Annotated in this window: 12 protein-coding genes; 4 read left to right on the forward strand and 8 right to left on the reverse strand. The window is 66.6% G+C overall.

Annotation, left to right across the window (positions count from 1 at the left end; all coding sequences use genetic code 11):
* Positions 1 to 237: 237 nt before the first annotated feature.
* The gene (gene ispH, locus F3J19_RS06260) at positions 238 to 1,182 is read left to right on the forward strand and encodes a 4-hydroxy-3-methylbut-2-enyl diphosphate reductase (RefSeq protein WP_167038881.1); all 945 of its coding nucleotides are present in this window, start codon (positions 238 to 240) and stop codon (positions 1,180 to 1,182) included.
* A 10-nt stretch (positions 1,183 to 1,192) separates the two neighbouring features.
* Positions 1,193 to 2,347: an adenosyl-hopene transferase HpnH gene (gene hpnH, locus F3J19_RS06265; protein WP_167038883.1), complete on the forward strand. Its 1,155-nt coding sequence runs from the start codon at positions 1,193 to 1,195 to the stop codon at positions 2,345 to 2,347.
* Positions 2,348 to 2,507: 160 nt separating this feature from the next.
* Here hpnH and F3J19_RS06270 read toward each other — a convergent pair whose 3' ends face one another.
* Positions 2,508 to 3,110: an ABC transporter substrate-binding protein gene (locus F3J19_RS06270; RefSeq protein ID WP_167038884.1), complete on the reverse strand. Its 603-nt coding sequence runs from the start codon at positions 3,108 to 3,110 to the stop codon at positions 2,508 to 2,510.
* A 212-nt stretch (positions 3,111 to 3,322) separates the two neighbouring features.
* Here F3J19_RS06270 and F3J19_RS06275 point away from each other — a divergent pair, with 212 nt between their 5' ends.
* Positions 3,323 to 5,938, forward strand: coding sequence for an MMPL family transporter (locus tag F3J19_RS06275; RefSeq protein WP_167038886.1), 2,616 nt, complete (start codon positions 3,323 to 3,325; stop codon positions 5,936 to 5,938).
* A 2-nt stretch (positions 5,939 to 5,940) separates the two neighbouring features.
* The gene (locus F3J19_RS06280) at positions 5,941 to 6,996 is read left to right on the forward strand and encodes a VacJ family lipoprotein (protein ID WP_167038888.1); all 1,056 of its coding nucleotides are present in this window, start codon (positions 5,941 to 5,943) and stop codon (positions 6,994 to 6,996) included.
* 165 nt (positions 6,997 to 7,161) lie between these two features.
* On the opposite strand, the gene F3J19_RS06285 is transcribed toward F3J19_RS06280, so the two are convergent.
* The 7 genes from F3J19_RS06285 to F3J19_RS06315 all read right to left on the reverse strand — a co-directional run bounded on the left by F3J19_RS06285 (position 7,162) and on the right by F3J19_RS06315 (position 14,325).
* Positions 7,162 to 7,917 (reverse strand): phosphorylase, encoded by a 756-nt coding sequence (locus F3J19_RS06285; protein ID WP_167038890.1) that lies wholly within the window; start codon positions 7,915 to 7,917, stop codon positions 7,162 to 7,164.
* Between the two features lie 3 nt (positions 7,918 to 7,920).
* Positions 7,921 to 10,041 (reverse strand): squalene--hopene cyclase, encoded by a 2,121-nt coding sequence (gene shc, locus F3J19_RS06290; protein ID WP_167038892.1) that lies wholly within the window; start codon positions 10,039 to 10,041, stop codon positions 7,921 to 7,923.
* Positions 10,038 to 11,306: a hydroxysqualene dehydroxylase HpnE gene (gene hpnE, locus F3J19_RS06295; RefSeq protein ID WP_167038895.1), complete on the reverse strand. Its 1,269-nt coding sequence runs from the start codon at positions 11,304 to 11,306 to the stop codon at positions 10,038 to 10,040. The genes shc and hpnE overlap by 4 nt, the downstream gene beginning before the upstream one ends.
* A gap of 4 nt (positions 11,307 to 11,310) precedes the next feature.
* A complete protein-coding gene (gene hpnD / locus F3J19_RS06300) occupies positions 11,311 to 12,162 on the reverse strand; it encodes a presqualene diphosphate synthase HpnD (protein WP_167038897.1) in 852 nt (283 codons plus the stop codon).
* Positions 12,163 to 12,399: 237 nt separating this feature from the next.
* A complete protein-coding gene (locus F3J19_RS06305; RefSeq protein WP_167038899.1) occupies positions 12,400 to 13,347 on the reverse strand; it encodes a diguanylate cyclase in 948 nt (315 codons plus the stop codon).
* Positions 13,344 to 13,967 carry a chemotaxis protein CheC gene (locus tag F3J19_RS06310; protein WP_167038901.1) on the reverse strand — a complete coding sequence of 208 codons (624 nt, stop codon included), beginning with the start codon at positions 13,965 to 13,967 and terminating at the stop codon, positions 13,344 to 13,346. Before F3J19_RS06310 ends, F3J19_RS06305 begins: the two co-directional genes overlap by 4 nt.
* Positions 13,960 to 14,325 carry a response regulator gene (locus tag F3J19_RS06315; protein WP_167038903.1) on the reverse strand — a complete coding sequence of 122 codons (366 nt, stop codon included), beginning with the start codon at positions 14,323 to 14,325 and terminating at the stop codon, positions 13,960 to 13,962. Before F3J19_RS06315 ends, F3J19_RS06310 begins: the two co-directional genes overlap by 8 nt.
* Positions 14,326 to 14,388: the final 63 nt, after the last annotated feature.

Here is a 14,388-nt window from a genome sequence, read left to right on the forward strand (position 1 = left end):
ACACCCGCGCGGCAGCCCGGCATGGCACCATGCGCGGCGCCCTTGCGGCGGCGGGCATCCAACACGGGGGCTGCGCCAGAAAGCAAAGCGGCCCCGATAGCGTTAGAATGCGCGTTTGGTTTTGCTGTACCGGCCCGTCGCCGGGGCTCAAGACGTCAACTAATCAAGATGAGCGCGGCGATAAAGTCAGTTTCACCGACTTCTTCGAAACCCGCGTCAGTCGGAGTTCGCCAATATATGCGAGTCATCCTTGCTCAGCCCCGCGGCTTTTGTGCGGGCGTTGTCCGCGCAATCGAAATCGTCGATCGTGCGTTACAACAACACGGCGCGCCCGTGTATGTCCGCCACGAGATTGTCCACAATCGTCACGTGGTCGACAATCTGCGCCAGAAAGGCGCGCGTTTCGTCGAGGAACTCGATGAAGTGCCGCAGGGCGCCGTGGCAATATTCAGCGCGCATGGCGTCGCGCAAACGGTGGAACGCGATGCCGAAGCACGCGGCCTCGACGTGCTCGACGCGACCTGCCCGCTTGTCACGAAAGTTCACGTGCAAGGCCGCCAGTATGTGGCCGCCGGCCGCACGCTGATCCTGATCGGCCACGCCGGTCATCCGGAAGTGGAAGGCACGATCGGCCAGATTCCGGGCAAGGTGCTGCTCGTGCAAAGCGAAGCCGAAGTCGCGAAGCTCGATCTGCCGGTGGATGCGCCGCTCGCCTACGTCACCCAGACCACGCTGTCGGTGGACGACACGCGCGGCATCATCGACGCGCTGCTGCGCCGCTTCACCGACATCGTCGGTCCGGACACGCGCGACATCTGCTACGCGACGCAAAACCGCCAGGCGGCGGTACGCGAGCTGAGCAAGGAAATCGACGTGCTGCTCGTGGTGGGCGCAACCAACAGTTCCAATTCGAACCGGCTGCGCGAGATCGGCAGCGAAAGCGGCGTGGCGAGCTACCTCGTCGCCGACGGCTCGGAAGTGAAGTCCGAATGGTTTGCCGGCGCGCAGACGGTCGGCGTGACGGCCGGCGCATCGGCGCCGGAAGAGATGGTGAAGAACGTAATCGATGCGCTGCGCGCATTGGGGCCCGTCGATGTCGCGACGATGGCGGGCCGTGAAGAGAAAGTCGAATTCAAGTTGCCATCGAAGCTGATGCAACCACTCGCTGCACGCGAAGTTTAAGGAGGACATCTTGTCTATTCCGCTGCTACAGAAAGTCCGCGTCGGCGCATACATCATGCGCCAGCATCTCTCCGGCAACAAACGCTATCCGCTCGCCCTGATGCTGGAGCCGCTGTTCCGCTGCAATCTCGCCTGCAATGGCTGCGGCAAGATCGACTATCCGGATCCGATCCTGAACCAGCGCCTGTCGCTCGAAGAATGCCTGCAGGCCGTCGACGAATGCGGCGCGCCGGTCGTCTCGATCGCGGGCGGCGAGCCGCTGCTGCACAAGGAAATGCCGGAGATCGTCAAGGGCATCATGGCGCGCAAGAAGTTCGTCTACCTGTGCACGAACGCGCTCCTGATGGAAAAGAAGATGGACGACTACCAGCCGAATCCGTACTTCGTCTGGTCGGTTCACCTCGACGGCGACAAGGAAGCGCACGATCACTCGGTGTCGCAGGAAGGCGTCTACGAGAAGGCCGTGGCCGCGATCCGCGAAGCGAAGCGCCGGGGCTTCCGCGTCAACATCAACTGCACGCTGTTCAACGACGCGGTGCCGGAGCGCGTGGCGAAGTTCTTCGACACGCTCGGGCCGATGGGCGTCGACGGCATCACGGTGTCGCCGGGCTATGCGTATGAGCGCGCGCCGGACCAGCAGCACTTCCTGAACCGCGACAAGACCAAGCAGCTGTTCCGCGAAATCTTCAAGCGCGGCAACAACGGCAAGAACTGGTCGTTCAGCCAGTCGGCGATGTTCCTCGACTTCCTCGCTGGCAACCAGAGCTACGAATGCACGCCGTGGGGCAACCCGGCGCGTACCGTGTTCGGCTGGCAGAAGCCGTGCTATCTGGTCGGCGAAGGCTATGTGAAGACCTTCAAGGAACTGATGGAAATGACCGACTGGGACAAGTACGGCACCGGCAACTACGAGAAGTGCGCCGACTGCATGGTCCACTGCGGCTTCGAAGCAACGGCCGTGATGGACACGGTTGCGCATCCGCTGAAGGCGTTGAAGGTCAGCCTGCGCGGTCCGAAGACGACGGGCGCGTTCGCGAAGGACATCCCGCTCGACAAGCAGCGTCCCGCCGAGTACGTGTTCTCGCGTCACGTCGAGATCAAGCTCGACGAGATCAAGCGCGCCGGCACGGGCAAGAAGGTGCAGACCGCAACCGCGGCGCACTGAGTGGTTCGGGCGGAGCGGTTGCGCGCCGCCTCGCGTACGGTGCGTGAATGTCCGCGCGCCGTACGCTGCAGATGAAAAAAGCGCGGTGGCCGTTCGAGGCCACCGCGCTTTTGTTTTACCGTTGCTTTACCGTTACCGCCGGAGCAAACGGTCGACCCGCTCAGGCGCCGCGCGCATTATGCTCGGTCAGGAACTTGATGAGCCCGTCGATACCGCCCTTGGCGATCTGGTCGGCGAACTGTGTCTGATACACCTGGATCAGCCATGCGCCCATCATGTTGATGTCGTAGATCTTCCAGCCCGACGCTCCCCGGGTGAGCCGGTAGTCGATCGCATCGTCGCCGCCGTTGCTGATTACATGCGATTGCACGACGATGTCGGTTGCGCCGCCCGGCACGCTCACCGGCATAAACTTGAACTTCACGTCCTGGTCGCGCAGTTGCGACAGCGATGCGGCATAGGTACGCGTGAGCAGCAGCGTAAACTGCTCGTACAGCTGCTTCTGCTGTTCCGGCGTGGCGGTCGACCAGGGCTTGCCGACCGCGATACGCGTGGTGCGCTGGAAGTCGGTGGCCGGCAGGAAGTGCGTTTCGACGACGTGGGTGATCTTCGCCATGTCGCCGCCGCGTGCCTGCGGATCGGCCTTCATTGCGGTCACCGTGCCCTCGACGGCACTTTTTACCACCGCATCGGGCGCGCTTTGCGCAAATGCCGCCGTGGACACCACGGCCGCGGCCAGAAAAGCAGTCAGATATCGTTTCATACGCGCGTCAGGACCTGAAAGTAGTAGCGCCGGCGGGCTCGCGAGCCCAAGGCTAATGAGGGATAGACCAGTATAGCCGGGATTGCGTTCCCAACCGGGCCAGCCGGCCGGGTGCCGCGCTTGCGACCGAACTCGGGCTACGTTGCCGCGGCTCTGTATACTTATGCACCTTCGTCAAGAACCATCTCCGTGATAAGGCTACGTCCGCCTACATGCTGAAGTCATATATCGTCCGTCTCGTCGCGTACTCGGTGCGTCATCCGCTGAGGATCATCGCGCTGTCGATCGTGCTCGCCGTTCTGAGCGGCGTCTACGTCGCGCACAACTTCAAGATCAACACGGACATCAGTCGTCTCATCGAGACCGACAAGCAATGGTCGGCACTCGAGCACGCGCTCGACGCCGCCTTCCCCGAACGCGGCGACACCGTGCTCGTGGTCGTCGAGGCGCGCGCGCCCGAATTCGCCGACGCCGCCGCCAACGTGCTGAGCGCCGCGCTCAAGGCCGATTCGAAGGAGTTCACCGCGGTCTCGCAGCCGGCCGGCGGGCCGTTCTTCGAACACAACGGCCTGCTGTTTCCGTCCACCGACGAGGTGATGTCCACCACCTCGCAACTCGTGCAGTCGCGCCCGCTCGTCAACGCGCTGGCGCACGATCCGAGCCTGACCGGCCTCGCCGGCACGCTAACCACGAGCCTGCTGCTGCCGCTGCAACTCGGCCAGGTGAAGCTCGCCGACATGAGCCATCTGCTCTCGCAAAGCGCGAACACGCTCGATCGCGTGCTGGCCGGCCAGCCGGCCGCCTTCTCATGGCGCGCGCTCGTCGACAAAACGGTCGCCACCGATCCCGCGCGCGCGTTCGTGGTCGTGCAGCCGGTCGTCAATTACGACGCGCTCGAAGCCGGCGCGAGCGCCTCGAAAGCGATTCGCGCGACGGCCGCGTCGCTGCATCTCGACTCGCGCTCCGGCGCGACGATCCGCCTGACCGGCGAACAACCGCTCGCCGACGAAGAGTTCGCATCCGTGCAGGACGGCGCGGTGCTCAACGGCATCGGCACGTTCATCGTCGTACTGATTATTCTGTGGCTCGCGTTGCGCTCGGGCCGCATGATCGCGGCCGTGTTCATCACGCTGTTCGTCGGGCTCGCGATCACGGCCGCGCTCGGTCTGATGATGGTCGGCGCGCTCAACATGATTTCGGTTGCGTTCATGGTGCTGTTCGTCGGGCTCGGCGTCGATTTCGGCGTGCAGTTCGGCGTCAAGTATCGCGAGGAGCGCAACCGCGACGACCGGCTCTCCGCCGCGCTCATGCACACCGCGCACAGCATCGGCGTGCCGCTCACGCTCGCGGCCGTCGCGGTCGCGCTGAGCTTCTTCTCGTTTCTGCCGACCGCGTATCGCGGCGTGTCCGAACTCGGCCAGATCGCCGGCGTCGGCATGTTCGTCGCGTACTTCACGAACATGACGCTGCTGCCGGCACTGCTGAAGGTCTTCAATCCGCCGGGCGAAGCTGCCTCGCCCGGCTTCAAGCAGCTCGCACCCGTCGACGACTTCCTCGATCGCCATCGCAAGCCGGTGCTGATCGGCACGCTGATCGTCGTGATCGGCGCCACGCCTTTGCTCACGCATCTGCGCTTCGACTTCAATCCGCTGCACCTGAAGGACCCGCATACGGAATCGATGGCGACGCTGCTGTCGCTGAAGGATTCGCCGGAAGCCGCGGTCAACAATGTGCATGCGCTCGCGCCGTCGCTCGCCGACGCCGACGCCATCGCCGCGCGCCTGCGCCAGCTGCCCGAGGTGGGCCGCGTAACGACGCTGAGCACGTTCGTGCCCGCCGACCAGCAGCAGAAGATGATGCTGATCGCGAGCGCTGCGCAGCAGTTGCTGCCCGCGTTGCAGCAGCAGCCCGCGGCGCCGGCCACCGACGAGGTCCGCGTCGCCGCGCTCAGGCGCGCCTCTAACCAGCTTGCGCTCGCGGCCGAGGATCATCCAGGGCCGGGCGCCGCCGAGGCGCAGCATCTGTCGGCGACGTTGCAGAAGCTCGCCGCCGCCGACGCCGCCACGCGCGACCGTGCCGAAGCCGCGCTGTCCGAGCCGCTGCGCATCGCGCTGAAGCAACTGGAAAATCTGCTGCAACCGACCGAAATTACGCAGGAGAACTTGCCGAAGGACATCGTCGCGTCATGGATCGGCAAGGGCGGCCGCGCGCTCGTCGACATCGCGCCGAAGGTGCCGGCCGGCGTCGATCCGAACGACGACACGATGCTCGCGCGCTTCGCGCACGCGGTGAAAAAGACGGAGCCGGGCACGATCGGCGGGCCGATTTCGATCCTGCATTCGGCCGACACGATCATCAAGGCGTTCCTGCAAGCCGCCATCTATGCGCTGCTGTCGATCGCGATCCTGCTCTGGATCGCGCTGCGCCGCATCGGCGACGTACTGCGCACGCTGGTGCCGCTGCTGGTCTCCGCGCTCGTCACGCTGGAACTGTGCGTCGTGTTCGGCATGCCGCTGAACTTCGCGAACATCATCGCGCTGCCGCTGATGCTCGGCGTCGGCGTGGCCTTCAAGATCTATTTCGTGATGGCGTGGCGCCACGGCCAGACGAGCCTGTTGCAGTCGAGCCTCACGCACGCAGTTCTGTTCAGCGCAGCGACAACGGCCACCGCGTTTGGTAGCCTCTGGCTGTCGCATCATCCAGGCACGTCCAGCATGGGGAGGCTGCTCGCGCTTTCGCTGTTCTGCACACTGATCGGTGCAGTGGTATTTCAGCCCGTACTGATGGGCAAGCCGCGCCAACGTCGCGCGAAGCAAAAGGGAATCTAAGCATGAAGCTGTATAACACCGCGCTGGCGCTCGCCGCCGCCGGTCTGATCTCAGGTTGCGCAACCGCGCCCGACCGCAAGCCGGGCGATCCGTTCGAGCCCGTGAACCGGGTCATTTTCAACTTCAACGACGGCGTGGACCGCTATGTCGCGGTGCCGGTGGCGAAGGGCTATCAGAAGGTCACGCCGCAGCCGCTGCGCACGGCCGTCAGCAACTTCTTCTCGAATCTCGGCGACCTCACCAACGCCGCGAACGCGCTGCTGCAATTGAATGTGACCGACGCGACCGAAGACATCGTGCGCTTCGCCTTCAACTCGGTGTTCGGTATCGGCGGTCTGCTCGACTGGGCGACCCCGGCCGGGCTGCCGAAGCATCATCAGGACTTCGGTCTGACGCTCGGACATTGGGGCATTCCGTCGGGTCCGTATCTGGTGCTGCCGCTGTTCGGGCCGAGCACCGTGCGCGACAGCATGGGGCTCGTCGTCGACGTGAAATTCAATCCGCTCAACTACGTGGAACCGGCAACGCGCAATCCGCTGTATGTGCTGCAGTTCGTGAGCACGCGCTCCGATCTGCTCGGCGCGACCGATCTGCTGCAGCAGGCCGCGCTCGACAAGTACTCGTTCGTGCGTGACGCCTATACGCAGCAGCGGCGCGCGCGTCTGCGCGGCACGAGCGAGAATGCCGCGCCCCTGCCCGACTACGAGGATCACGGCGAGTCCGGTTCGGGGACGCCGGCCGGACTGCCGAACTATGCGGATCCGGGTGAGGCGGCGCAGGCGCCGAATGGGGCGTCTGGTGCTGGGGCCGCGAAGGGTGCGACGGGTGCGCCGAGTGATCTGCCGAATTACACCGATCCGGGTGAGGCTGCCCCGGCGACCGGTGGAGCATCGGGGGTATCCGGCGGTGGAGCCGGAGCCGATAAGGGCGAGCCGGGCGATTTGCCCAACTACAGCGATCCCGGCGCAACGCCGGTTTCGGCATCGCCTGCCGCTGAAGCACCGCAAGCCGCGCCCGCCGACGCTAAACAACCGGCGGCTGTGGCGGCTCCGCAATAAGGCTGCTTTGAGCGAAAGTCCTTGAAGCAAAACGGGGCGTCCGCAATGGGCGCCCCGGTCGAGCGAGCTACATCGGCTGGGCATCCGGGTATCCGGGTATCCCAATCAGTCTGGGCCAAAGCGTTTGTCAGCCACCTTCACGGCACCACGCGCCGCCGCCTGATCTCAGTTGCCCGCCGCCATCCGCAGCGCGCCGCTCTCGCCTAGCGCCTCGCGTGTCTCGACCAGCGTGCGCTTCGCGGCGCGCGCGTCGGCGGCCAACTGGAGCAGCGCGCCGAGTTGCGACGGCTGCCGCAGCAATTCCCGCAGAATCGGCCCGAGCGCCGTACTGCCGTCGTCGCGCAAGCCAGCCGTGGCGGCCGGCGGCAACGTGCGCCAGGCCGGATCGACAATCGTGCGGCACACGGCGAACGGCAACCCATGCGCGGCGGCGATCCTGCCCGCCACATGCGATTCCATATCCACCGCGAGCGCGCCGGTCGAGTCGTGCAGAGCGCGTTTGTCGGCAGCGGTAATCAGCGGTGCGGCGACTGCTGCCGTCGGGCCGCGCCGCAGCCGCGCGGCAACGCCACGCGCGGCCCCCGCCGCGCTCACGGCAGCGGCGATCCGATCCGCCCATGGCCGGTCGGTTTCGATCCGCCCGAACGGCCCATGCACCGCATCGGCGACGATCAGCGCGCCCGGCTCCAGGTCCGGCGCAAGCCCGCCCGCTGTCCCGAAGCTGACGATGCCCGCCGCCCCGCGCTCGAGCGCCGCATTCAGCGCTCGTTCGAGCAGATCGGCCCGCGCCGCGTAGACCACCTCGACGCCATCGCTGCCGTCGCCGCGCGCAATGCGCGCCTCGAACGCCATGCCCGTCACGACGATCACGGGCAAACCGCGGCGGTCCGCATCGGCGGAACGCGCTGTCGAAAAAGGCATCCGTTACATCCCGACCGCGACGCGCGTCAACCCGTTGCGCTTCAGATGACGGAAGCGCGCGAGCGCCCACAGCGGGAAGAACTTGCAATAACCGTGATAACGCAGATAGAACACGCGCGGGAAACCGGTTGCGGTAAATCGCTCTTCTTCCCACAGCCCATGCTCGCGCTGCTCGCGCTGCAGGTAATCGATGCCGCGCGCGACCGCCTCGTGATTGACCTCGCCCACCGCCATCAGGCCGAGCAGCGCCCAGGCGGTCTGCGAGGCCGTGCTCGGCGCGCGCTCGTAGCCGCGATAGTCGAGCTTGTAGCTCTCGCCGCCCTCACCCCAGCCGCCGTCCTTGTTCTGGATCGACAGAAGCCACTGCACCGCGCGCTTCATGCGCGGATCGTCATGCGGCATGCCGGCCGCGTTCAGCGAGCACAGCGCGGTCCACGTACCGTAGATGTAGTTCATGCCCCAGCGGCCGTACCAGCTGCCGTCCGATTCCTGCTCGTTCAGCATGTAGTCGAACGCGCGCCGCGTAGGCTCGCTGCCCTGCGGCAGTTCACCGAGCTGCGCGAGCATCGACAGGCAACGGCCCGACACGTCCGCGGTCGGCGGATCGAGCAGCGCGCCGTGATCGGAGAACGGAATGTTGTTCAGGTAGTACTGGGTGTTTTCGGGCTCGAACGCGCCCCAGCCGCCGTCGCTGCTCTGCATGCCGACGACCCACTCGCGCGCGCGCGCGATCGCTTCGCGATAGGCGTCGGACTGCGTGAGCGCCGCCGAGCGCTGCATCGCCATCACGACCACGGCCGTATCGTCGACGTCGGGATAATGCGCATTGTTGTACTGGAACGCCCAGCCGCCCGGCCGCAGGTTCGGGCGGCGCGAAATCCAGTCGCCGCGCACGTCGAGAATCTGCAGCGGACGCAGCCATTCGAGCCCGCGTTCGGCCGCCTGCTCGGCGTGCTTCTCGCCGGTTTCGAGCAGCGCATGCGCGACGAGCGAGGTATCCCACACCGGCGACAGACACGGCTGGCAATACGCTTCGTCGTCCTTGACGACGAGCAGCTTGTCGAGCGACTTGCGCGCGATGGCGCGATTCGGGTGATCGGCCGGGTAGCCGAGCACGTCGTACATCATCACCGAGTTCGCCATCGCCGGGAAAATCGCGCCGAGGCCGTCCTCGCCGTTCAGCCGTTCGTCGACGAACGCGACCGCCGCGCGGATCGCGCGCTCGCGCATCGCCTTCGGGAACAGGCCATCGACCGCGCGCAGCACCGTATCGACACAGCGGAAGAAGCCGAACCAGCCCGCATGCTGATGCGGTGCGCGCTCGTTCATGCCAGTATTCACGGGCGCGCCGCGGAACACTTCGTCGATGCGTACCTTGCGCGGGTTGCGCGCGAGCGGCCGCTTCGCGTTGAGCACAAGCAGCGGCACGATCACGGTGCGCGCCCAGTACGACACCTTCGACAAATGGAACGGAAACCACGTCGGCAGCAGCATGATCTCGACCGGCATCATCGGCACCGCGCGCCACGAGACCACGCCGAACAGCGCAAGCAGAATCCGCGTGAACACGTTCACGTTTTCCGCGCCGCCATGCGCGAGGATCGCCTCGCGCGCGAGCACCATGTGCTCGGCGTCGGGCGAATCGCCGATCATCTTTAGCGCGAAGTACGCCTTCACGCTCGCGCTGACGTCGAGCGCGCCGTCGGTGAAGAGCGGCCAGCCGCCGTTCGGCAACTGGGTGCGGCGCAGATAGCGCGCGATCTTCTGTTCGAGTTCGAGGTTCGGCGTTTCGCCGAGATAGTGGACGAGCAGCACGTACTCGGCGGGAATCGTCACGTCGACTTCGAGTTCGTAGACCCAGTGGCCGTCGGGCTGCTGAGCGGCGAGGATCGCGTCGGTCGCGCGCGTGATCGCGGCGTCGAGCGAGGCCGCGTCGGGGGTAGCAGCAGCAGTCGCTTCGGTTGCCGCCGCAGCCGCCGCCTCAGGCGCCGCCGCTTGCGCGGTCGTTGACGTTGCGCCAGCTTCCGGCGCGTTCTGCGCGGCGGCAGCCCCAGGCGCCGTTCCGGCGGCTTCGGCGTCAGGCAGGACCGCGTCGAGCGGCGGGTTCTGAGATAGGTCGTTCATCGGCGTTCCATCGGTTGATTCAGCAGCGTGTCCGCAGCCTTCTGGCCGGAGCGGATCGCGCCTTCAAGTGTCGCGGGCAGGCCAGTGGCCGTCCAGTCGCCCGCGAGCATGAGATTGTTCCAGCGGGTACGCATGCCCGGCCGCCGCGTTTCCTGATCGGGCAACGCGGCAAACGTCGCGCGTCGTTCGCTCACCACCTGCCACGGCGGCAGCGGCGCGAGCGGCAGATCGACCGCCTGCGCGACCTCGGCCCAGACGCTCGCCGCGAGCGCTTCGTGCGGCGTGTCGAGCAGGCTCTCCGCGCCGTTCAGCGTCACGGAGAAGCGGCCGTCCAACGCAAACAGCCAGGCGGCCGTCCCGTTGAGCAACGCGGTGATCTGCGGCCAGCCGAACGGCGGCTCGACCGCGAAATGCACGTTGAGCGCCGCCGCGAAGCGGGTCGGCGCGCACAGACCCGGCACGAGCGCCGGTGCGTCTTCGGACGACAGCGCGAGGATCACGGCATCGTTCGCGTCGAGCGCGATGCTTTCGTCGGCGAAATGCAGCGCCTGCACGCGCGCCGGCTCGGCGGCGAACGTGATCTCGCGCAGACGCGAGCCGAGCCGGATCGTCGTGCCGCCGTGTTGCAGCAGCCGCAGCGCCGGATCGACGAACGCGCTGCCGAGCCCGTTGCGCGCCACCAGCGGTCGGCCGGCGAGGCCGCCGGCCAGCAGCGTCTCGCGCACGATCGCGCCGGTCAACTCGGCCGACGCTTCACGAGGCTCGACGTTCAGCAGCGCATGAAACAGCGGCCGCAACAGCCGGTCCCACAGCGGCCCGTGACAACGCATGGTCTGCGCGACGCTGCGCGCCGGCTTGGCGAACAGCAGCGGCACAAGCGCCAGGTAATCGGCCGGGTGCGTGTCCGGCACGCGCGCATGCGCATCGAAAATCCACCACGGCACGAGCCCCGGCGACAACCGCACGGTCCAGCGCGCCCGCGTCGCCAGATCCACGAACGGATACTCGGGCCGCGCCGGGCCGCTCAGTTCGTCGATCGCGCCGATCGCGCGCACGTAGTTGAGCGTCGCGGCATTGCCCGACAGCACGATGTGATTGCCGCTGTCGATCGTCATGCCGAGCTTCGCATCGTAGTACGAACGGCAGCGGCCGCCGGCGTGGTCCCGCGCCTCGTGCAGCACGACCCGCGCGCCGCGCCGCTGCAACTGCACGGCGGCGGCGAGGCCCGCCACGCCCGCGCCGACCACGTGGACGAGCTTCGGCATCAGCTCAGAAAAGCGCGTACCGCGCGACGATCAACAGCAGACGCAGCTTCGGCTTGCGGACCTTCGTGCGCGGAATGTCGAAGCCGCGCTCCAGCGTGCGCTCGAACAGCACCCGATAGACGCCCGACATGATGCGCGGCGCGCGCACGTGGGCGCGCGGCTCGCGATCCATGATCGCGTCGGACGCCGCGAAGTGCTGCCTCGCGCGCTCGGCAAGCGTCGCGCAGACGCGCGGCAGGAGCGGATCGTCGGCGATCTGCGTGGGGTTCGTGATCGCGATGCCCTCGCGCGCGAGCAGCTCGCGCGGCAGATAGCAGCGGTTGATGCCGGCGTCTTCGTCGATATCGCGCAGGATGTTGGTCAGCTGCAGCGCGCGGCCGAGGTGGTGCGCGAGCAGCCGGCCGGGCTCTTCCCGCATCCCGAATATCCTCACCGACAGACGGCCCGCCGCGCTCGCGACACGGTCGCAATAGAGGTCGAGCGTGGCGTCGTCGGGGGCGCAGATGTCGGCGGCGGCGTCCATCGCCATGCCGTCGATCATCGCGTGAAAATCTTCGCGTTGCAGATGAAACGTGTGAATGTGCCGCGTGAGCGCGCGCAACGAGGCGCGCGGCTGGCCGGCATAGCACGCGTCGATGTCGGCGCGCCATTGATCGAGCGCGGCCGAGCGCTCGGCGCGCGGTATGTCGTCGCTGTCGGCGATGTCGTCGACGGCGCGGCAGAAAGCATAGACCTGATACATCGCATCACGCTGCGCAGCCGGCAGGATGCGCATGGCGAGATAAAACGAGCTGCCGGACGTGGCGGCAGCGGCATCGATTTCGTTGTCGTCCACGACGAGATTGGAAACAGCCAAGACGATCTCCGCTGGAGGCGCCTGCTGAAAGGCGTTCAAAGAAGGTTTTATGCCGACCCGCAGGACAGTGGGCCCGCGCGCGCGGACACGCGCGAAACATCCGGCTGGGAGGCCGGAAACGGCGAAAAGTATAACAACCTTTGCCGGTGGCCGCAGTTTCGCGGCCCCATTTAGGGACAGACAGGAAGGCCGCCGGGCGAGGCGCTCCGGCCAGCGGCCAGCGCGCCCGCCGCCCGGTCAGCCCGGTGGCCGGAAAGCGACCGAGCGGTTGCGCCCCTGCCGCTTCGCGCTGTAGAGCGCCGCGTCGGCCTCGTTGATCAGCACGTCGTAGCTCGGCACGCCTTCGCGCGCCGCCGCGCCGCCGAGGCTCGCCGTCACCGGCACGCTCGTGCCGAGCAGTTCGACCGGCGTTTCGGCGATCACGCTGCGAATCTTGTCCGCGACGCGCATCGCATCTTCGAGCGGCGTGCACGGCAGCAGCAGCGCGAACTCCTCGCCGCCGAAGCGCCCGAACGTGTCCTGCGCGCGCACGACGCCCGCGACGCGCTGCGTCATCACGCGCAACACCGTGTCGCCGACGCTGTGGCCGAACTGGTCGTTGATTTTTTTGAAGTGGTCGAGATCGAACAGCAGCATCGACATGTCGCCGCCATAGCGCTGCCAGCGCGCGAATTCGTCCTGCAGACGCGTCTCGAAGAAACGGCGGTTGGCGATGCCGGTCAGTCCGTCGCGATTCGCATATTCGCGCAGCTTCTCGACCGCTTCCTCGCGTTCGCGCTGCACGATGCTCACGTGCGTGACGTCGGAGATCGTCACGCAGACGGCCACCACCTCGCGCTCGCGCATCAGCGGCATGAACGTGCAGTCCTGCTGCATGAAGTCGACGCCGCCGGTGATCGGCCGGTCGTGATCGAATCTGAACAGATACGGGCGCTGCTCCCACGAACTGAACGCGAAGGTGCCGAGCTGGAACACGCTCTCGATCTTGCGCGCGAGCCACACGCGCGGCAGCTCCGGAAAATGCGCGAAGATCGGGCGGCCGACCACCTGTTGCGCCGACAGCCCGCTGTGGTCCTGCATGAAGCGATTCCACATCAGCACGTTCATCTCGCGGTCGAGCACGAAAATGCCGAAGCCGACCCGCTCGACCACGAGGTCGCTCAACGATTCCACCGGTTCATTCATAGGCTGGACAGCAGCGCGTCGAGCGCGTCGTTCATGGGGAGAATCGATTCCTCGGCCATCAGCATCACGAGATGCGCGCGGAAGTCCCGATCCTCGAGCGTGAAATTGACTTCGAGAAGCAGCGCGACGCGCCATTGCAGCACGCCGGGCTGGAACACCTCGTCGAGCGTGAGCGCCTCGCCGAGCAGGCCCGGCGCGGAGAACACCGGCGTGCGGCCAAGCTGGTCGAGTATCGACGATACGCACGCGCCGCTCAGCAGATTCGCCACGTCGAACATCAGCTCCCGCTGGCTGATCGACTCGTAGCTCGAGCGCGCGTAGGGATCGCCGACGAGCGCACACAGCTGCGCGATGCTGTCGCTGCGGCAGATCACGAGCGCCTCGCCCTTGATGTCCGAGCGAAAGCCCTGGCGCACCGCGCTGACCGTATCGTCGATGCCGGTCATCTCGCGCAGCGCGCGCGCCGCCTCGCTCACGGCCACCATCCGCACGCGCGGCACCGAGAGTTCGATGAACGAATCGAGCAGCCGCGCGAGCCGCGTCGCGGCCCGGCCCATCGCGAGATTGGCGATCTCCTGCAGCGCGTCGCGCTGGTCCTCGGTGAAGTCCGTCTCAGACATACAGCCCGTACTCCTTGAGGACCGGCAGGAGCGCCTCGGACGTCACGGGCTTGGCGATGAACGCGAGCGCGCCGAGTTCGCGCACGCGTGCCCGGGCGAGCGGCTGCACGTCGGCGGAAACGACGATCACGAAGCAGTTCAGGTCCTCGTGCTGCAACGTTTCGAGCACCTGGTAGCCGGTCATGTCCGGCATCGTCAGATCGAGGAACATCACTGGCGCCTTGCCCGCGCGATACAGCGCCAGCGCCTCGCGCCCGTTCGCCGCGTAGGACACCTCGACGTCCCAGTCCGGCGGCAGCGCTTTCGTCAGCACACGGCGGGCAAGCAGCGAATCGTCGGCGATCACAATGGGCAGCATGGCAACGTCGGCTCGGACGGGTTGAAAAGCGGAATGGCTCGTTCGTATCTGCAACGGATGGCG

Source organism: Burkholderia sp. Ax-1724, from assembly GCF_011752995.1.
GTDB lineage: Bacteria > Pseudomonadota > Gammaproteobacteria > Burkholderiales > Burkholderiaceae > Paraburkholderia.

What these genes read in the sequence shown, in the direction of transcription:
- ispH (WP_167038881.1), top strand. Translation starts at nt 238, where the DNA reads ATGCGAGTCATCCTTGCTCAGCCCCGCGGCTTTTGTGCGGGCGTTGTC.
- F3J19_RS06270 (WP_167038884.1), bottom strand. Translation starts at nt 3,110, where the DNA reads ATGAAACGATATCTGACTGCTTTTCTGGCCGCGGCCGTGGTGTCCACG.
- F3J19_RS06275 (WP_167038886.1), top strand. Translation starts at nt 3,323, where the DNA reads ATGCTGAAGTCATATATCGTCCGTCTCGTCGCGTACTCGGTGCGTCAT.
- F3J19_RS06280 (WP_167038888.1), top strand. Translation starts at nt 5,941, where the DNA reads ATGAAGCTGTATAACACCGCGCTGGCGCTCGCCGCCGCCGGTCTGATC.
- F3J19_RS06285 (WP_167038890.1), bottom strand. Translation starts at nt 7,917, where the DNA reads ATGCCTTTTTCGACAGCGCGTTCCGCCGATGCGGACCGCCGCGGTTTG.
- shc (WP_167038892.1), bottom strand. Translation starts at nt 10,041, where the DNA reads ATGAACGACCTATCTCAGAACCCGCCGCTCGACGCGGTCCTGCCTGAC.
- hpnE (WP_167038895.1), bottom strand. Translation starts at nt 11,306, where the DNA reads ATGCCGAAGCTCGTCCACGTGGTCGGCGCGGGCGTGGCGGGCCTCGCC.
- F3J19_RS06305 (WP_167038899.1), bottom strand. Translation starts at nt 13,347, where the DNA reads ATGAATGAACCGGTGGAATCGTTGAGCGACCTCGTGGTCGAGCGGGTC.
- F3J19_RS06310 (WP_167038901.1), bottom strand. Translation starts at nt 13,967, where the DNA reads ATGTCTGAGACGGACTTCACCGAGGACCAGCGCGACGCGCTGCAGGAG.
- F3J19_RS06315 (WP_167038903.1), bottom strand. Translation starts at nt 14,325, where the DNA reads ATGCTGCCCATTGTGATCGCCGACGATTCGCTGCTTGCCCGCCGTGTG.